Origin of the sequence: Achromobacter sp. UMC71 (assembly GCF_014170305.1) — a bacterium.
GTDB lineage: Bacteria > Pseudomonadota > Gammaproteobacteria > Burkholderiales > Burkholderiaceae_B > Achromobacter.
The window spans coordinates 1-18,315 of the sequence record NZ_LZZT01000040.1 but is presented as its reverse complement, the minus strand read 5'-3'; the positions used below and the strand labels follow the sequence as shown (position 1 = coordinate 18,315).

Genomic DNA, 18,315 nt, shown 5'->3' with positions numbered 1-18,315 from the left:
TGATGGAAAAAGGTGTCAGACTACGTTTTTGGCCTGAAGAGGTCGCTTTGAAGACGTAGTCAGACACTGAGGTTTCCCCACGAATTCATCACAATCCTCCCATGGGTTCTAAGGGTTTTAGCGTTCTTTGCAAAAGGCCAAGCACCGACTCCTCAGTCAAAGTCAGCGCGCGCTCGGCATAGATCATGGCCCCTAGCTTAAGCAACGAAATGGTCGGCCGGTCTTTACGATTATTGGATTCATAGGCCGGCCTCAGTTTCTCGCGCTCGGCCAACTGACCCACCAGCCACGGCAGAGATGTCGCTAGCGCGTGGATCAACAGCAGGATCTGTAAACGTGCAGCGCCCGCGCTTTGGCTGTCCTCGAACGAGAAGCCGAACTGATGGGACTTCAAGCTGCGGAAGGTGCATTTGATGCTCATGCGCTTGCGGTAAATCTCAACAATCTCATGCGCGTTGGTATCAGCCAGCGACGGCGATGCGCACCGCAACCAAGGCTCGCTTTCTCGCCGGGCGCAGACCTCGCTGTGGCTGCTGCGCTTTCTCCACTTGAATTGTGTCAAGGCTTGGCGTTGCTGGGGCGGCTTGCGATACAGCACGAGCGGCGCTTGCACGGGACGCGCTCGGATCATTTCGTGCTCGCCCAGATCTTTAGGCCTTGAGCTGGCTGCTGCGTAATCATCCGTGCATCGGCGCCACGGTGCTTGAAAAATAAGATACCGTCAGACTACGTTTTCAGTCCGATGAGTACCTCGGAAAACGTAGTCTGACACCTTATTTACACCTTATTTGTGCCAATCAGACATCTAGGCCTGGGTACGAGATGTTGTCTGGCGACCCAACTCTTATTGCAGAGAGAGTTTTGGAAAAGATACAAAAAAGGTAAGGATTTTCCAAATGGCAATATGGCTAATGCTCATGCGGAGATTGGCGTTATCGAGCAGGCTTATAGGGCCGGGAAGACGCAGGGCGCCGAAATGACAATTGTTGTCAAAGGAAAGGATGTATGTGGATATTGTCTAGGCGATATTGCAGCAGCGGCTGACAAGGCTGGTCTAAAATATGTGACTATCCATGCCACAAAAGATGATGTTCCAATGACATATTTTTGGCGTCCAGGAATGACATCTATAAAGGAGTTGCGATGATTGTAACGATTGGAGGGTATTTAATTGATGCTAAGAAAGGGCGAGTGCAATTCGCAGCTCTGATCAACCCAAGCGTAGAGGCGCTGAAATCGCGTCTGGAAGAATTTTCCAACGATCGGTCTGGAGCTTTGGTCGCGCGACTAGAGCCACCTTCTGAGGTTGGGCCTTGCAGGCTCCGCCTCTATGTGGATGGTTTCAAATATCTTCTAATGCTTGAGGAAAATTCTGAGGATGGAGAGTGCCTAGTTCGGACGCTTACAACTTCTACGGAAAGGGGTCTGGTGTCTGTGCTTGGGGAGCCTTATCCAATATCAGCCATAACGTCTGATTTTTCTCTTGTCTCTCAATTGTTTATAGACTTTGTAATGCACGGAGATCTTTCTAGGGAAATCATGCGAAATTAAAACAAGATGTTAGACTTTGAGTAGAAATAAGGTGTTGTCTGACACCCTATTACAAAGGATTGAAATGATGAAAAAAGTCGATCGTGCCGAAAATATGTGGCGAGATTGGTGGAAATAAGGTGTCAGATTCTGAGGTTTCCCCACGAATTCATCACAATCCTCCCATGGCGTCAAAAGTAAGGTGTCAGACTACGTTTTTGGCCGAAGGTTAGTCCAATCTGACGTTGGAAGATAGGGCCTATTTATCCACCTTTACTCTTCATCCCTTCAAGCGAGTGCTAGGCTCGCCACAGTTACGTTCATGGATAACTGTGCCATGGCTCCTAGGCTGCCCAGAGTAGTCGTTCTCCACTGCCCGCATCACGTTGTGCAGCGAGGTCATAGCCGTAAAGTTGTATTCGTGTAGGCGGATGACTACGACGCGTGCCTGGTGGATATCAATGAGAAGAAAATCGAACTAGGCGTGCAGTTGCACGTCTATTGTCTGATGACGAGTACGCGCATCTTTTGCTTACGTCGGGCGACGACGTGAGTGGGGTAGCTCGACTAATGAAAGAAGTGGCCAGACGCGCCACGTGGCGCTTCAATAACAAGTCGGCTCTATCCGGATTGTTGGGTAGTCGCGATATAAATCGAACGCTGTGCAGACCGAGACCGACTCGAAGGCTAACAGTCCCTTGCATTGTGATCGCTGCATAGATTGCCAAAGCGCGCGCATCCTAAGCCCGCGGCGTCGCATCTTGCGTTGGAACACAAAAGTCAGACTCATCCGATGGAACGGCGGTCACTTGTCCCGTACATTCCCACCAACGGCTGCGGGTCTTCTCGCGGGTTACTTAATAGCGCTCGTGTCCGGCCGTTAGTACTCGAATCCCCAACATTAATAGAACTGACCGACCGGATCAGCCGTGCACGTACCCGGTGCGTGCGGGCGGTTTCAAGTTTGTAGACCCACATGGCAGCCACGGTCCGATTGGATACAACCCCCATGCGCTCATTCAAATTCGCGTCCACGGCCTGCGCGTTGCTACTCACGTCCGGCTGCGCTTTCATCATGGGGTCACCGGCCAAGCCGCTGGCCACGAACCCCGAGCCCGACGAAGTGATCAGCCCGGTGCTGATCTACATCTCGGACTGCGATTTTCAAAAGAAGCTCGATGACACGGGCTGGATCGGCGCGAGCACGGCGCTTCCTGCGTTGTATGCGGCGGAGGCCGTGTGTAGAGCCCTGAACAACGAACTACCCGCCGCGATGGACGCTGCCGGCATCAAGGCGACGTTCAAGCTGCGCAAGGAAATTCCGGGTTCCGAGTGGCCGTTGACCTTGAAGGAAGACGCGGCGGCTAGCGGGGCAAAGTATGGGGTGGCGTTGGGCGAACCCCATGGCTTTGGCGGTTATCAGCAGTACGGCCCGTCGGTGAGCATCCAGGTGCGGCTGTATGACGCCGTATCGGGTGAATACCGGGGCTACGCCGAAGACGCCTATCCGATCTCCTTGCGTGACTATGCCAATCGGGGACCGGCCGCAGACGGCCTGCGGATCGCGGCGGATATGGCGCAGAAGCTGGCGCGCACGATGCGCAAGCGCTGCACCGAGGCCTATCCATATCAATGCGGCAAGACGGGGTTGTTCCGTCTGGCCGAGCCTCGCGATGCCTATGGCAAGTGATCGCCGCGTGGTCCGTGGCGAATCGTTTCTTTTGAGCGATCGGTAGATGATTGCCATGCTGCGTTCCATGGCGCCTGCGTTGTTGCCGGGCGGCGCCTTGGCGGGTGCTCCGCCATCAATCCCAATATTCTCAGCCGGTATGACGCTGGCAGCACACAAATAAGGCGTCAGACTACGCTTTCGGCCCCTGATTGCGGCCCGATAGTGCAATGCGGGTGAGCAAAGCTCGATAGCGTCTCCTTCTGGCGATTGAGCCCTCGCAAGAGATCTTTGACCAAGGCTTCCCGTCGCGCCAATGGTCCGCATAATTGTCAGGCAGGCATCGGCGGCAGGTGCCACAGCGCGGGCTCGAATGCCTGGCCGTAGCGGGGTAGGACGTAGCGGTCGATCCCATCGATTTGGGAACGCACGACCCATGCACGCAGGGGGGGATCTGAGTAGAATCAAGCGCCCGTCATCAGAAATCCCGTGGTTGGCGCATTTTTTGCAACGTTTGATCTGAGGCATGCAGGGCGGATCGGTATGTTGCTTGGTTAATTCATTATTTTATTGATTACGTGCCATGCCAATTTCTGCCGCCGATCTGATTGCGCAGTTTGACCTGCAGCCCCACCCCGAAGGTGGCTACTTTCGTGAAACCTATCGTGCTTCCGATTCTATTTTGAGGCAGGCAGATGGGGCGGTGCGCTCCGCATCAACGGCGATCTATTATTTGCTCTGTGATGGTGCGTATTCATCGTGGCATAGGATCGGCTCGGACGAAATCTGGCATTTCTACGCTGGCGATCCTCTCGAGGTGTGGGTGCTCAGCGAGGGTGGGGGGCTGACGATCCACCGGCTTGGTAACCCGCTTACCCATCCGGGCAGCGTATTCCAGGCAATCGTGCCAGCGGGATGCTGGTTTGGCGCACGCTGTGCGGCGCCTGAGCACCTCGCGCTTGTGGGCTGCACGGTTGCACCGGGTTTCGAGTTTTCTGAATTCGAACTTGCGGATGCGGCGGCGTTGGCCCAGGCGTTTCCAGATTACGCAGAATATATTGCGCAGCTCGCACCGCACTCGAAGGCATGAACGCAAATCGAGCGCCGCGCATCGCGTATTCGGCGGCAGGCTGACCTGGACCAAAGGCGGACTGAAAGCGATGAACGCCGGGATGCGTGACGGCAAGAAACGGCATGCGCGGGTTGCCCGGGCAACGCGAGGGTGCACTTAGCGTTGCGCGGCGGCCATCGGGGCAACGGATGCGGTGGCGTTGGGCGAGCCCCAAGGCTTTGGCGGCTATCAGCAGTAGTACGGCCCGTCGGTAAGCATCAAGGTTTGCCTATCTGACAGGCGTCGTCTCAAACCGGCCATTCCCCCAACCGGTACGCCGAATCCCAGAACATCCACTCCAGCTGCGCCGCATGCGTATAGGCGCGGTGCATGTCCTCGCGCGTTTGCGCCGACGCCTTGTCCGCGGCCCGGTCGACCGATGCGATCACGTCGCGGACCAGGGCGTGGAATTCCTCTCCGGCGTAGGTATCGATCCACGCGCTATAGGGGTTGGGGCGCGTTGCGCGGGCGTGGATGTCGCGGCCGATTTCCGCGTAGATCCAGAAGCACGGCAAGAGCGCCGCCAGGGCCACGGGGTAAGGCGCGCTCCAGGCGGTGGCGATGAGAAAGCTGGTGTAGTGGTGGCTGGCGGGCGACAGCGGGGTGGACGCAAAGGTCTGGGCGTCGATGCCGAATTGCTTCATGAAGCCTTCGTGCAGGCTGCGTTCGACCACCACGGCGTTCTTGGCGGCGTCGGCGAATTGCACGACGCCGTCGGCGTGATCGGCCTTGGCAGCGGCCACGGCCAGGGCGCGGCCGAAGGCGAGCAGGTAATGCGCGTCCTGGATCATGTAATGACGGAACGCCTGTTCGCTGAGCTGGCCGCTGGCCAGTTCCTGGTTGAACGGCATGGTGCGCGTTTTGTCGTACAGCGCGGCGTTGCGCGCCCAGGCGTCAGAGCTGAAAGTCATGGCATTCCTCAAAGCGAAAACAGACGGGGCGCAAGGGTGCGCGCCGCGGTTGCGGGCTCAAGGGTACCAAGACCAGGGATCGGGCGCAGGCAGGCCGCCGCAAGGGGCAGCCTTTCTGGTTGCGACTCGTCCGGGCAGGGCGGTTTATTGCATGTACCAGCCGTGGCTGACCACGAACGATTGGCCGGTGAACGCGGCACTGGGGAAGGTCGACAGGAACAGCGCGGTCTGCGCCACGTCCTCGACGGTGGTGAACACGCCGTCCACCGTGTCGCCCAGCATCACTTTCTTGACCACGTCTTCTTCGCTGATGCCCAGTTCCTTGGCTTGCTCGGGAATCTGCTTTTCGACCAGGGGCGTGCGCACGAAGCCGGGGCAGATGACGTGCGAGCGTACGTTGTGGGCCGCGCCTTCCTTGGCCAGCACGCGCGCCAGGCCCAGCAGGGCGTGCTTGGCGGCGACGTAGGCGGACTTCAGCGGCGATGCCTCGTGCGAATGCACCGAGCCCATGTAGATGACGACGCCGCCGCGGTTGTCCTTGTACATGTGCTTGAGCGCGGCCTTGGTGGTGAGGAAGGCGCCGTCCACGTGGATGGCCTGCATCTTCTTCCAGTCCGAGAAGGCGAAATTCTCGATGGGATTCACGATCTGGATGCCGGCATTCGAGATCAGGATGTCGATGCTGCCATAGGCGGCCGCCACGCGATCGATGCCCTGGTTCACGGCGTCTTCGTTGGTGACGTCCATGGCCACGCCCATGGCTTTGCCGCCGGCCTGTTCGATTTCACGGGCCACGGCGTCGGCGCCAGCCTGGTTCAAGTCCGCGATGGCGATGGCCGCGCCTGCTCGTGACAGGGTCAGCGCGATTTCCTTGCCGATACCGCTGGCGGCGCCGGTGACGACCGCGACTTTTCCGTTCAGATTGCTCATGCTGGGAACCTCCGGGTAAGGATGCCGCGAGCCGGGTAGCGCCCGCGGATGCGTGGGGCATGGCTTGATGGTAGCGCCTCAGGATGAGAGCGGCCTGAACGCGCGGGCAGGGTAACTTTTTATGTCATTTGCTTCCGGTGGGACGCCCTGGGGGCGGATGCGGCGCGTGCGCGCCGGCGGGGCGGCTGCAGGGGCTTCTGTTACCAAGCGCGCCCGTGCGTTGAATTCGGCCATTGCCGGTTGGCGCTGGCTGCGCGAGAATCCGCCGGATTCGGGTCCGGCGATCGGCCAGTGGCCTTCATTTCTTACAAAGCGAAGACAAGCGTGTCATCAGTCATGAGCAGTCTGGCGGGCATCAAGGTGGTGGCAGGGGCCCGGGCAGGGCGGTGGGTACGGCGCGTGGCCTTCGGGGCGTGCCTGGGCCTGTCGGCGCTGTCGGCGCAGGCGGCCTATATCGTGGTGGACACGGGCCACACGCCCAAGCAGCCGGGCGCCACGGGCGCCAGCGGCCGCGTCGAATACCTGTACAACCTGGACCTGAGCGCGGCGGTGGCCACCGACCTGAAGACCTTGGGCGACCGCGTGACGCGAGTGTCGGCCGACGGCGCGGAAATCGCGCTGGGGCGGCGGGCGCTGACGGCGCCGGACGCGGATTTCTTCATTTCGATCCACCACGATTCGATGCAGCAGAAGTACATCGACGCGGGCCGCCAGCGCGACTTCGCCGGCTTTGCCATCTTTGTCTCGCAGCTCAATCCCAAATACGAAGACAGCCTGCGCTGCGCCCGCGCTATCGGCGAAGCGCTGGTGGCGGCGGGCGAGAAGCCGTCGCTGTACCACGCCGAGCCGATCTCGGGCGAGAACCGGCCGCTGTTGGACCGCCGCCTGGGCGTGCACCGCTATGACGGGCTGGCGGTGTTGAAGACGGCGAAGATGCCGGCGGTACTGGTCGAGGCAGGGGTTATCGTGAACCCCGATGACGAGGCCCGCCTGGCCAAACCGCAGACCATTGCACGCCTGGCGCAGGCGATCGCGAGCGGTACGCACGCCTGCCAGAAGCGGTAGCGGGCAGGGGGCGGGGGGGTGGCATTGCCGGGCGGGATGGATAAAATCCCGCTGCAATGGGCGTTCCGTGGAAAAGGACTGATGATGCTGAAAAGAACACTAACGGCTTTGGGTATGAGCATGGCGATGTCCCTGGCTGGCCTGTCGGCCGCCACGGCGCAGACGCCCGCGGCCGCGCCGCAGCAAGAGGAGCCCGAGCGCTACGGCCCGTTTTTCTTCCTGCCCAGCCAGCCGAACCTGCTGATCTACGTAGGCGCGGTGGGCGCCAACGACATGCTGAACCTGAAGAAGGCGCTGCGTGAGCATCCGACCATTTCCACCCTCATCTTGCAGAACAACGGCGGCGGCCTGGTCCACATCGGGCTGGTGGTGGCCGAAGAGGTCTACGAGCGCGGGCTGAACACCTACATTCCCAAGGACAGCTACTGTGCATCGGCGTGCTCGTTCGTGTTCTTTGCCGGGCGTCAGCGCCTGGCCGAGGGCCGCCTGGGCGTGCACCAGATCTCCGCGCCCGAGATGACGGGCGAGCAGGCGCAGTTCGGCGTGTCGGACATCGTCGCGACCCTGCCGAAGTACGGCGTGTCGGCCGACGTGCTGGGCATCATGTTCAGCACGCCGTCCAAAGAGATGTATTTCTTCACGCCCCAGGAAATCATCAAGTACGGCATCAACCGCACGGGCAACGTGCAAACCGCCAGCAACGCGCCGCAGCAGGGTGCCCCGCGCAGCGCACCGGCGCCCGCGCCGCAGCCGCAGCCGCAGCCGCAGCCGGCCGCCGCGCCGTCGCAGGCCCAGGCACCCGCCGACGAGCAGCGCCTGCCGCCGCGCAAGCCGGCCGAATCCTCGCCGGTACCCGCGCAGGTCCCCAACCCCTACATGCCCAAGGAAACCGCGCCCGCCGCGATTTCCGACGAGCAAAAGGCGATCAATGCCGCCGCGCTGATGATCCAGGCGGGCAGCGGCACCAACGAAGAAGCCATGAATTTCACGCGGGAGTTCTACGCCGACACGGTGGATTACTTCAAGAAGCAGCGCCCGAAGTCCGAGATCCTGGCCGACAAGCAGGCCTATTTCGCGCGCTGGCCGGTCCGCCGCTTCGTGGTGGACCAGAACTCGCTCAAGGCCAAGTGCAAGGACCAGATGTGCATGGTGGTGGGCCTGTACGACTACAAGGTTTCCAGCCCAGAGCGCGGCAAGACCGCGACCGGGACGTCGAATTTCACCTACATCCTTGACCTGCGCAACCGCTATCGCATTGTCATGGAAGACAGTGAAGTCATCAGCCGCTGATGTGGCGGCTGGCGCCAAGGAGCATTGCAATGAATTTGAAAGTCCGCGCGGCGCAACTGTTGTGCGTGGTGGGTCTGGGTGTGCTCTCGGCGCAGGCGTTGGCCATCAACTGCCAGAAGGCCGGCACGCAGGCCGAGAAGCTGATCTGCTCGGATCGCAGGGCGGTGGCGGCGGATGCCGAACTGAATCGGGCCTATGCCGCGCTGTTGAAGCAGGCGCCCGATGACGAAATCCGCGCGGCGATCAAGGACGGCCAGCGGCAATGGGTGAACGCGCGTGACCGTGCGCTGGAAAGGGTGGCCGGCAATCCGGATGCGCTGCAGGACGATGACGCCACGCCGGGCAGCATCGCGGCCAAGCTGATCGAGGCCCGCACGGCGGACCTGAAGGCGCACCCGAAAAACAGCAATACGCCCGCCATGATCGGCGCGGCGCTGCGCCAACGTGAATTCCGCAAGCAATTTACCGGCGGCCCGTACTCGGGCTACGACGAATCCTGCGACGTGCTGCCGCCTTACGAGGTCTACGGTTGCTTCGCGATCCGCCACTACCAGAACAATGACCGGGTCTGCAGCGTGGAAGACTACTGGGCCACGGGTTCGGTGTACGTGCAGCGCTATGTGGCCAAGCTGGTCGACAACAAGCCCGTGCCGGTGGCCTCGTGCTCGTTCAACGGCAACGACGCCAATTGCCCGGGCAGCATCGCGGACGATGCGCGCTGGAACACCGGCCCCGAGGTGCACAAGGTCGACTATCCGACGTCGCCGTTGGCCAAGCTGGCCGTGGACATCGATGACAGCGACGACTACCCGTGGCTGCAGGCCTGCCTGACGGACAAGACGTTTCCGCTGTCGAACCCGGCGTCCGCTGGCAAGTAGGCGGCGTCCGGCCCCGGTTCGTGCTGGCGCCCGGCCCGCGCGCTGCGCGCCGCATTCACGCGGCGCGTTTGGCGACTTGCTTTGCCGCGGCTCTGGCGCGGGCAGGCCCTTGACGCTTGACGTAGTCCTGCAGCGCATCCCGCAGCACCACCGCTTGGTTGTGGGCGGTATTGCGGGCCCCGTAGAGCAAGGTCAACGGCCGCTCGCCCGCGGCTTGCAACAAGGCCGCCATGCGGGCCTGCTGCTCGGGCGCGGCCAGTTCCGCCAGGTATTTTTCACGGAATGCTTCCCAGCGCTCATCGACGTGGCTGAACCACTTGCAGAGTTCGGCGGTGGGCGCGATGTCCTTGGCCCATTCGTCCAGGCCCAGGTCGGCGCGGCGCAGGCCGCGCGGCCACATGCGATCCACCAGGACCCGGTAGTGGGTGTCGGGGCCGGTGCCTTCATAGACGCGTTGCACGGCAATGGCGGACGGTTTCATGGCGGCTCCTGCAAGGGAAGCGGCCAGTCTACTACCGCGGCGGCGCCCGCAGGCGCCGCCGCGGCCGGCTAGCCCTTCGCGTCGGGCGCGGGCGCCCCGCTGCGGGTACGCAGCAGCAGGAACCCCACGACGGCCGAGAGCAGCGAACCGGTCAGCACGCCGATCTTGGTGGCGTCGACGGCGGCCGGATCGGTAAAGGCCAGCGCGCCGATGAACAGGCTCATCGTGAAGCCGATGCCGCACAGCAGGGCCACGCCGTACAGCTGCGTGAAGCTGGCATGGCGCGGCAGGCTGGCCATGCCGGTCTTGATGGCCAGCCAGGCAAAGCCGAACACGCCCAGCTGCTTGCCCAGGAACAGGCCCAGCGCTACGCCCAGCGGCACCGGCTGCGCCAGGCTGGACAGGCCCATGCCGGCAAACGACACCCCGGCGTTGGCAAAGCCGAACACCGGCACGATCAGCAGGGCCACCGGCTTGTGCAGCGCATGTTCCAGCGCATGCAGCGGCGAATATGCGCCGCCATGCCCCTGGGTTTGCGGACGCAGGGGGATGGTCAGCGCCAGGGCTACCCCGGCCAGCGTGGCGTGCACGCCGGACTTCAGCACGAAATACCACAGCACTACGCCGATCAGCAGATACGGCGTCAGGCGCAGCACGCCAGCGCGGTTCAGGCAGACCAGGCAAGCCAGCAGCGCGCCGGCCATGGCCAGGGCGAACAGATTCAGCTCGGATGTGTAGAACAGCGCGATGATGACAATGGCGCCCAGGTCATCCAGGATGGCCAGCGCGGTCAGGAAGATCTTCAGCGACGTGGGCACCCGGCTGCCCAGCAATGCCAGGATGCCCAGGGCGAAGGCGATGTCGGTGGCGGCGGGGATGGCCCAGCCGCGCAACGTGTCCGGGGTGCCCAGGTTGATCAGCACATAGATCAGGGCCGGCATCACCATGCCGCCCAGGGCTGCGATGCCGGGTAGCACGATGCGCGACACGCCGCGCAGTTGGCCGTCCAGCACTTCGCGCTTGATCTCCAGGCCGACCAGCAGGAAGAACACGGCCATCAGGCCGTCGTTGATCCAGTGCAGCACGGATTCCTTGAGCATCACCGTGCCGACGTGGAAGCCGAACTTGGTGCCCAGCACATCGAAGTAATGAGGCGCCAGCGGGCTGTTGGCGATGATCAGGGCGGCCGCGGCCGCCAGCATCAATACGTAGCCACCCAATGCCTCGGAGCGAAGGAACGCCTGCAGGAAAGAAACGGACCGGGTTGACGATTGCGGGGCCTGCGGGGTCACTGGAGCATCCTTTATTGCCTTTAAAGCGATTCAATTCAAGAAGCTGAATTTTAACTTAAAGACTCTAGATTGCCGCCAATTATCGTTATTTTCGTCGATATATTGGGCAATTGTCAGAAACTTGCACCATTGACGGCGGGCGGCACTCGTCGTGGGCGAGGTGAGGTCGGCCCACGTCCTGCCGCCAGATTGGCGGCGTCCAGGCGTCGGTACATCGCATCTTAATGAATATCGGACCGTTCCGATGGGAGCGCCGTGCTGATTTCTATAGGCTTTCGTTCATGTATGGACCGCGACGTGGCGCTTGTCCTGGCGGCGGGTCACCGCCGCGTTTGATCAATCCGCTTGGGAGACAAGCCTTGGCAACATTGCATGTATTGAAGTATTTGCCAAGGGCGAACGGGGCCGCCAGGCTGGTGGACGTGAAGCTGCAAGCCATAAAGCGGCCGGGGCCGCGCTACCAGGTAGATACCCTGCAGCCCAGCGAGCAGGTGCGGGCCTGGACCGCCGGCGGAGCCCGATTCGCCCTGTCGCCGCTTGGCATGATCCGCGTCTGGCTGGGGCGCAGGCTGGCCGCGGCGGAATGCCCCCGCGAGCATGCGCTGCCAGGCGTGGCGCCCATTGCGCCGGACGACCGCGAATATCTGGAGGCTTACCTGGTCATGCTGGGCAGCCGCTGGAACCACGACGACCTGGGCATTCCGGGATGGGACCTGGCCGATGCCGCGCGGCCGCAAGGCCGCGGGTCTTGCCTGCGCATCCTGCATACCGAAGCGGCCACTTCCTACGGCGGACAGGAATACAGCATCTACAAGGAAATGGTGGCGATGCGCCAGCGCGGCCATCATCTCGAGGCCGTGTGCCAGCCGCAGGCGGAGCTGGGCGTCCGCCTGCGTTCGGCGGGGTTCACCGTCCATGCGCTGCCCATGGACGGCCTGCGCGATTTCCGGCGCGCCGTGGGAGGAATCCGCCGGCTCCTGCGGTGCACGCCTTTCGACGTCGTCAATACCCATAGCCGGCGCGATACCGTGCTGGCGGCCATCGCTGCCCGCATGGCGGGCACGTCGCTCATTGTCCGCACGCGCCATCTGGCCAAACCCATCAATTCCCTTTATGCCTACACCTGGCTGGCGCACCGGGTCATCGCCGTCAGCGATTTCGTTCGCCGCCAGTTGCTGGAACGCGGCGTGGCGCCACAGAAGATCGGCATGGTCTATTCCCCCGTCGAGCCGCCTTCGGCGGACGAGGGCATCTGCGTCAGGCGCGAGCTTGGCCTGTCCTCGAATGCGCTCGTTATCGGTTGCGTGGCTGTCATGCGCGAGGACAAGGGGCTTACCGATCTGCTCGATGCCTTCGAGCGCGTCAGCGCCAAGTACCCGCGGGCGCAACTGGTGCTGGCGGGTGACGGTGAACCCATGTTGTCACAGCTGCGCGCCCAGGCTGCGGGCCTGGGCCTGGCTGCTCGCATCCATTTCCTGGGCCGTCGGGAAGACATTGGCAATGTCATGACGGCGTTTGATATCTTCGCGCTGCCCACCCGCAGAGAGGCGTTGGGCACGGTGTTCATCGAAGCGGCCGCATTGGGCTTGCCCGTCATCGGCGGCAACGTGGGCGGGGTGCCGGAAACCCTGTTGCCGGGCGTCTCCGGCATCCTGGTGCCACCGCGTGATGCGGCGGCGCTAGCCGTGGCGCTGGATGACCTGCTGGCCGACCCGGAACGCCGCCGCGCGATGGGGGCGGCGGGCAGGTCCCACGTGCTGGGAACGGGCAGGTTCACGCCGGCCGTGGCCGCCACCCAGGTCGAAAGCTTGTACCTGGATTGGCTGGCCGAGCGGGGCCGGCGGGTGTGCGGTTAGGGGGTCAGTGCCACAGCAAGGCGTTCATGGCTTCGACCAGCCGGTCGCGATAGCGCGGCAGCAGCGCCTGCACCCGTGCCTGGTGCTCGGCCCATTCGGCGGATTCCGCGCCCTTGGCGATGCGCGCGGGCGCCCAGATCGGGTCGGGAAAATGGCGGTCGCCGCGCCAGCGCGGAATCACGTGCCAGTGCAGATGCGGCACCATGTTGCCCAGCGAGGCCAGGTTGATCTTGTCGGGTGACAGGATCGACTGCTGCGCTTCTTCCACGACGTACACGGCCCGCATCAGCAGGTCGCGGCCATGGGTGGACAGGCTGGTCATTTCGGCCAGATGGGCGTTCCAGATCACGCGGGTGAAGCCGGGGTAGTCCGGGTCGTCGACTTCGATCAGGCGCAGGTGCGGCCCCCGCCACAGCAGCGTGCCGCCGTCTTCCTGGCACAGCGGACAGTTGGGGTCGCGCGCGCTCACGGCAGCACCTTGCGGTATTGGATGAAGCCGGATCGGTCGGCGATGCGGTCGTACAGCTGCATCGCGGTGGCGTTGGTTTCGTGGGTCAGCCAGTACACGCGGGCGCAGTTGGCGGCGGCGGCTTGCGCATAGACGTGTTCGATCAGCTTGCGGCCGGCACCGGTGCCGCGGGTGTCCGGGTCCACGTACAGGTCTTGCAGGTAGCAGTAGTCGCCGGCAGTCCAGGTGGAGCGGTGGAAGATCCAATGCACCATGCCCACCGCCTTGCCACTGTCGTAGGCCAGGGCCGCGTGCATGGGTTCGGCGGGGTCCAGGAAGCGGGCCCAGGTGTTGCGCGTGACGGCGTCGGCGATGTCGACGCGGTAGAAGTCCTGGTAGCCCTTCCAAAGGGGCAGCCAGACGTCGAAATCGGCGGCGACCACGGGGCGGATGTCGGCGGAACTCATGGGGCGGGTCCTCTTGCGGGTCAGAGTTGGCTTTCGAGGGCTTCGACGATGTGCCGCAGCACTTGAAGGCGAGCGTACCGCTTGTCGTTGGCCGACACCAGATGCCAGGGGGCGTGCTGGACGTCGGTGCGGGCCAGCATTTCATTGGTGGCCGCGGCGTAGTCCTTCCATTTGTCGCGGTTGCGCCAGTCGTCGGGGGTGATCTTGAAGTTCTTGAAGGGCGATTTCTCGCGGTCCTTGAAGCGTTCGAGCTGCACGTCGGCGGTGACCGCCAGCCAGAACTTCAGCACCAGCGCGCCGCTGCCGGCCAACTGCGCCTCGAAGTCGTTGATCTCGGCGTAGGCGCGGCGCCAGTGCGACGGCGGGGTGAGTTTCTCGACCCGTTCGACCAGCACCCGGCCGTACCAGGAGCGGTCGAAGATGGCGATGCGGCCGCGGCGCGGCACGTGCCGCCAGAAGCGCCACAGGTAGGGGCGCGCGAGCTCGTAGCTGTTGGGCGCGGCTACCGGCGTGATGTCGAACTGGCGCGCATCCAGCGCATGCGTGATGCGGCGGATGGCGCCGCCCTTGCCGGCGGCGTCCTGGCCTTCGAACACCAGCACCAGCGAGCGTTCCTGGAATTTCTTCGAGCGGGCGGCGCGCGCCAGCCGGCCCTGCAGCAGGCCGAGTTCGGATTCGTAGTCGTCGCGGTCGACCTTGGCGTCGTAGTCCAGCTGGCCCAGGCGGTCCAGGATGCGGGCCGGGCGGGTATGGGCCACGAACGACGCCGGAATGCGCGGCACCGCCTGCTGGCGCATGGCGGCCAGCACCGCTTCGGCGGTGCGCGCGGCGCGCATGTTTTCGTCGGCGCTGGGGATGACGACCCAAGGGGCGTGGCCGCTGTCGGTGTGGTTGATGACGACCTGGCCGCTGTTGCGGATGCGGTCGTATTTCTTGTGGACTTTCAGGTCCACCGGGCTGACCTGCCACGAGGTTTCGGGGCTGGCCAACAGGCGCTGCGCGCGGGCCTGCTGGGCTTCGGAAGACAGGTGGAACCACAGCTTGATGATCTGCACGCCTTCGGCGGCCAGCATGGCTTCAAAGCGCCGGATGGCGACCGACTGCGCTTCGATGGCGTCCTGGTTGGGTTTCTTGCGCGCGGCTTCGCGGATCAGCGGCGCATACCAGGAGCCGAACACGATGCCGGTGCTGCCTTTGGCCGGCAGGTCTTTCCAGTATCGCCACATGGGCGGGCGCTCAAGCTCGTCGCCTTCCGGCGGGCCATAGGCCAGCGTCTTGATGTGGCGCGGGTCCATCCATTCGTTGAGCAGGTTGACCGTGGCGCCCTTGCCGGCGCCGTCGATGCCGGCCACCACCACCAGCAGGGACTTCTCGGCTTTCTGCAGGCGCTGGTACTGCGCGTTCAGCAGCGCCACGCGCAACCGCGCTTCCAGCGGCTTGAAGGCTTCTTTCGACAGGCTGGGGTCGGCTTCGGCTTCGGCGAACATAGGGGGATCCGTCAGGTCGGCAATCTTGCGATCGGGCGATCTTGCGGGATATCCCGGCGGCGCGCAAGTGCGCGGCCGGGGCGCCGTGCCGCGGCCGGGTTACAGCGCGTCGAGCGGGATCTTCAGATAGCGCACGCCGTTGTCTTCCGGGGGCGGCAGGTGGCCGGCGCGGATGTTGACCTGGATGGCGGGCAGGATCAGGGTGGGCATGGACAGGGTGGCGTCGCGCCGCGTGCGCATGGCCACGAAGTCGTCTTCGGCGACGCCTTCGTGCACGTGGATGTTGGCGCGGCGCTGTTCGGCCACGGTGGTCTGCCAGGCGGCTTCGCGCCCGGCGGGCGGATAGTCGTGGCACATGTACAGGCGCGTGCCGGCCGGCAAGCCGAGCAGGCGCTGGATGGACCGGTACAGCTGGTGGGCGTCGCCGCCGGGAAAGTCGCAGCGCGCGGTGCCGACATCGGGCATGAACAGGGTGTCGCCGACGAACACCGCGTCGCCGATGCGGTAGGCCATGTCGGCCGGCGTGTGGCCGGGCACGTGCAGGGCGGTGGCCGTCATGGCGCCGATGCGGAACGTTTCGCCGTCGGTGAACAGATGGCCGAACTGCGAGCCGTCCAGCTGGAACTGCGGTTCGAGGTTAAAGATCTGCTTGAACACACCCTGCACGGTGCGGATGCTCTGGCCGATGGCGATGACGCCGCCCAGCTCGCGTTGCAGGTAGGGCGCGGCCGACAGGTGGTCGGCATGGGCGTGGGTTTCCAACAGCCATTCGACTTTCAGGCCGTGCTCGCGCACGTAGGCCACGACCCGGTCCGCGCTGGCGGTGCTGCTGCGGCCGGACTTGGGGTCGTAGTCCAGCACCGAATCAATGATGGCGCAGGCGCCGCCCGGCGCGGCCTCGTGCACGACGTAGGTGACGGTGGCGGTGACGGGGTCGAAAAAAGCTTGGATCTGCGGATTCATGGGGGGCGCCTTGGCCGGACGGCGGCCGTGTGCTCACAACAATATATATTTTTCAATAATATTGTTGGATAGTTTATGCGTCAATATAATGATCAAACTCTCTCCGGCCGATTGATCCTCATCAAATGAATGCCCCCCTGACCGAATGCGAAGTCGCCGTACTGCGTGAATCCGCCTCCCAGGCGTGCGCGCTGCTCAAGGCGCTGGCCAACGAAGACCGGCTGCTGCTGCTTTGCCAGCTGGTGCAAGGCGAGCGCAACGTCGGCGAACTCGAATCCCTGACCGGCATCCGTCAGCCGACGCTGTCGCAGCAACTGGGCGTGCTGCGCGACGAAGGCCTGGTGGCCACGCGCCGCGATGGCAAGTATGTCTACTACCAGATGGCCAGCTTCGAAGTCAGCCAGGTCATGAAAACCCTCTCCAGCCTGTACTGCGGCCGCGCCATGGCGTCACTGAAATGACGATCGACTGGACGGCCTTCACGCCCTGGACGGCCGCCGCGGGAGGCGCGCTGATCTTCGTTGCCGCGATGGCCGTTGGCATGGCGTTGTCCTCGGCCATTCAGTATTTCAAAAGCCGGTCTTGAAGGCTGGCCCAACAGGAGACAAGCATGCAGACAGCCGCACAGGCGCAGCGCGATTTCGATGTGGTGGTGGTGGGCGGCGGATCGGCGGGCATCGGCGTTACCGCCAGCCTGCTGCGCCGCCGTCCGGACCTGCGCATCGCGGTGATCGAGCCGAGCGACAAGCATTACTACCAGCCGGCCTGGACGCTGGTGGGCGGCGGCGCGTTCGATATCGCCAAGACGGTGCGTCCGACCCGGTCCGTGATGCCGGCTCGCGCCACCTGGCTGCAGGCCGCGGCCGCGGGCTTCGAGCCTGAAGCCAACCAGGTCCGGCTGACCGACGGCAGCGCCGTCAGCTACCAGCAATTGATCGTCTGCCCGGGCCTGCGGCTGGCCTGGGACAAGGTCGACGGCCTGGCCGACACCCTCGGCAAGAACGCCGTCACCTCCAACTATCGCTTTGACCTGGCGCCCTATACCTGGGAACTGGTGCGCGGCCTGAAGGGCGGCAAGGCGCTATTCACGCAGCCGGCCATGCCCATCAAATGCGCCGGCGCGCCGCAAAAGGCCATGTACCTGGCGTGCGACCACTGGCGCCGCAGCGGCGTGCTGGACCGCATCCAGGTCGAATTCGACCTGGCCGGCGCGGTGCTGTTCGGCGTGCCTGCCTTCGTGCCGCCGCTCATGCGCTACGTCGACAGCTACGGTATTTCGCTGGCGTTCAATTCGGCGCTGGTGGCGGTGGACGGGCCGGCCCGCAAGGCCTGGTTCGACGTCAAGGATGCCGAGGGCGCCGTCACCCGGGTCGAGAAATCGTTCGACATGCTGCACGCGGTGCCGCCTCAGGTGCCGCACGACTTCCTGCGCCAGAGCGCGCTGGCCGATGCGGCCGGCTGGTGCGAGGTCGACCCCGGCACGCTGCGCCATGTGCGCTACGCCAATATCTTCGGCCTGGGCGACGGCATCAGCACCACCAACGCCAAGACCGCCGCCGCGGCGCGCAAGCAGATCGTGACGGTGGCCGAAAATCTTCTGGCGGTACGCGAAGGACACGCGCTGCCGGTCACCTACGACGGTTATGGTTCGTGCCCGCTCACGGTGGAACGCGGCCGCATCGTGTTGGCCGAATTCGGCTACGGCGGCAAGCTGCTGCCCACCTTCCCGCTGGATCCGACCGTGCCGCGCAAAAGCGCCTGGTTCCTCAAGGCCACGATGCTGCCCTGGATCTACTGGAACGGCATGCTCAAGGGCCGCGAATGGCTGGCCCGTCCGCTGGGCAACTGAGCGGGGCGGCATGATCTATTCGGTAACGCTCATCAGTCTGGGGCTGGGTGGCGGTGTGGGCCTGATCCTGGGCCTGACGGGGGCGGGC

At 63.7% G+C, this 18,315-nt stretch carries 19 protein-coding genes; 10 read left to right on the top strand and 9 right to left on the bottom strand.

All coding sequences use genetic code 11. The features are described from left to right. Nucleotides 1-88: 88 nt before the first annotated feature. The gene (locus A9974_RS19690) at nt 89-613 is read right to left on the bottom strand and encodes a transposase (RefSeq protein ID WP_183005861.1); all 525 of its coding nucleotides are present in this window, start codon (nt 611-613) and stop codon (nt 89-91) included. Nucleotides 614-904: 291 nt separating this feature from the next. Between A9974_RS19690 and A9974_RS19685 the strand changes: the two genes are divergently transcribed. From A9974_RS19685 to A9974_RS19675, 3 genes are all read left to right on the top strand, one after another. Further along, nucleotides 905-1,147 (top strand): hypothetical protein, encoded by a 243-nt coding sequence (locus tag A9974_RS19685; protein ID WP_183005860.1) that lies wholly within the window; start codon nt 905-907, stop codon nt 1,145-1,147. Between the two features lie 1,392 nt (nt 1,148-2,539). Then, nucleotides 2,540-3,220, top strand: a complete 681-nt coding sequence (locus A9974_RS19680; protein ID WP_183005859.1) for a hypothetical protein — start codon at nt 2,540-2,542, stop codon at nt 3,218-3,220. 562 nt (nt 3,221-3,782) lie between these two features. After that, nucleotides 3,783-4,289 (top strand): cupin domain-containing protein, encoded by a 507-nt coding sequence (locus A9974_RS19675; RefSeq protein ID WP_183005858.1) that lies wholly within the window; start codon nt 3,783-3,785, stop codon nt 4,287-4,289. Nucleotides 4,290-4,558: 269 nt separating this feature from the next. Here A9974_RS19675 and tenA read toward each other — a convergent pair whose 3' ends face one another. Beyond that, nucleotides 4,559-5,221: a thiaminase II gene (tenA, locus tag A9974_RS19670; protein ID WP_183005857.1), complete on the bottom strand. Its 663-nt coding sequence runs from the start codon at nt 5,219-5,221 to the stop codon at nt 4,559-4,561. A 144-nt stretch (nt 5,222-5,365) separates the two neighbouring features. Then, complete coding sequence (locus A9974_RS19665) at nt 5,366-6,151, bottom strand: 3-hydroxybutyrate dehydrogenase (RefSeq protein WP_025136604.1); 786 nt, start codon at nt 6,149-6,151, stop codon at nt 5,366-5,368. Nucleotides 6,152-6,487: 336 nt separating this feature from the next. On the opposite strand from A9974_RS19665, the gene A9974_RS19660 reads away from it, so the two are divergent. From A9974_RS19660 to A9974_RS19650, 3 genes are all read left to right on the top strand, one after another. Further along, nucleotides 6,488-7,216, top strand: coding sequence for an N-acetylmuramoyl-L-alanine amidase (locus tag A9974_RS19660; RefSeq protein WP_255468247.1), 729 nt, complete (start codon nt 6,488-6,490; stop codon nt 7,214-7,216). A 114-nt stretch (nt 7,217-7,330) separates the two neighbouring features. After that, nucleotides 7,331-8,506 (top strand): hypothetical protein, encoded by a 1,176-nt coding sequence (locus tag A9974_RS19655; protein ID WP_183005856.1) that lies wholly within the window; start codon nt 7,331-7,333, stop codon nt 8,504-8,506. Between the two features lie 29 nt (nt 8,507-8,535). Continuing rightward, complete coding sequence (locus A9974_RS19650; protein ID WP_183005855.1) at nt 8,536-9,384, top strand: lysozyme inhibitor LprI family protein; 849 nt, start codon at nt 8,536-8,538, stop codon at nt 9,382-9,384. Nucleotides 9,385-9,439: 55 nt separating this feature from the next. On the opposite strand, the gene A9974_RS19645 is transcribed toward A9974_RS19650, so the two are convergent. Beyond that, a complete protein-coding gene (locus A9974_RS19645; RefSeq protein ID WP_183005854.1) occupies nt 9,440-9,865 on the bottom strand; it encodes a DUF488 domain-containing protein in 426 nt (141 codons plus the stop codon). A 68-nt stretch (nt 9,866-9,933) separates the two neighbouring features. Next, entirely contained in the window at nt 9,934-11,157 is a 1,224-nt protein-coding gene (gene nhaA / locus A9974_RS19640; RefSeq protein WP_183005853.1) for a Na+/H+ antiporter NhaA, read from the bottom strand. Between the two features lie 698 nt (nt 11,158-11,855). Here nhaA and A9974_RS19635 point away from each other — a divergent pair. After that, nucleotides 11,856-13,013 carry a glycosyltransferase family 4 protein gene (locus A9974_RS19635; protein ID WP_370539660.1) on the top strand — a complete coding sequence of 386 codons (1,158 nt, stop codon included), beginning with the start codon at nt 11,856-11,858 and terminating at the stop codon, nt 13,011-13,013. Nucleotides 13,014-13,017: 4 nt separating this feature from the next. Here the strand turns inward: A9974_RS19635 and A9974_RS19630 are convergent, their stop codons facing one another. The 4 genes from A9974_RS19630 to A9974_RS19615 form a co-directional block, all read right to left on the bottom strand. After that, nucleotides 13,018-13,482 (bottom strand): HIT family protein, encoded by a 465-nt coding sequence (locus A9974_RS19630; protein ID WP_183005852.1) that lies wholly within the window; start codon nt 13,480-13,482, stop codon nt 13,018-13,020. Further along, on the bottom strand, nt 13,479-13,928 hold the full coding sequence (locus tag A9974_RS19625; RefSeq protein WP_025136597.1) for an N-acetyltransferase: 450 nt from the start codon (nt 13,926-13,928) through the stop codon (nt 13,479-13,481). Before A9974_RS19625 ends, A9974_RS19630 begins: the two co-directional genes overlap by 4 nt. 20 nt (nt 13,929-13,948) lie before the next feature. Continuing rightward, on the bottom strand, nt 13,949-15,415 hold the full coding sequence (pap, locus tag A9974_RS19620) for a polyphosphate:AMP phosphotransferase (protein WP_183005851.1): 1,467 nt from the start codon (nt 15,413-15,415) through the stop codon (nt 13,949-13,951). Between the two features lie 99 nt (nt 15,416-15,514). Next, nucleotides 15,515-16,378: an MBL fold metallo-hydrolase gene (locus A9974_RS19615; RefSeq protein ID WP_183005850.1), complete on the bottom strand. Its 864-nt coding sequence runs from the start codon at nt 16,376-16,378 to the stop codon at nt 15,515-15,517. Nucleotides 16,379-16,503: 125 nt separating this feature from the next. Between A9974_RS19615 and A9974_RS19610 the strand changes: the two genes are divergently transcribed. The 3 genes from A9974_RS19610 to A9974_RS19605 are packed head-to-tail and all read left to right on the top strand — an operon-like array spanning nt 16,504 to nt 18,227. Next, nucleotides 16,504-16,839 (top strand): helix-turn-helix transcriptional regulator, encoded by a 336-nt coding sequence (locus tag A9974_RS19610; protein WP_025136594.1) that lies wholly within the window; start codon nt 16,504-16,506, stop codon nt 16,837-16,839. Next, complete coding sequence (locus A9974_RS29520) at nt 16,836-16,964, top strand: hypothetical protein (RefSeq protein ID WP_255468246.1); 129 nt, start codon at nt 16,836-16,838, stop codon at nt 16,962-16,964. Before A9974_RS19610 ends, A9974_RS29520 begins: the two co-directional genes overlap by 4 nt. A gap of 24 nt (nt 16,965-16,988) precedes the next feature. Then, nucleotides 16,989-18,227: an FAD/NAD(P)-binding oxidoreductase gene (locus A9974_RS19605; protein ID WP_183005849.1), complete on the top strand. Its 1,239-nt coding sequence runs from the start codon at nt 16,989-16,991 to the stop codon at nt 18,225-18,227. Nucleotides 18,228-18,315 lie beyond the last annotated feature (88 nt).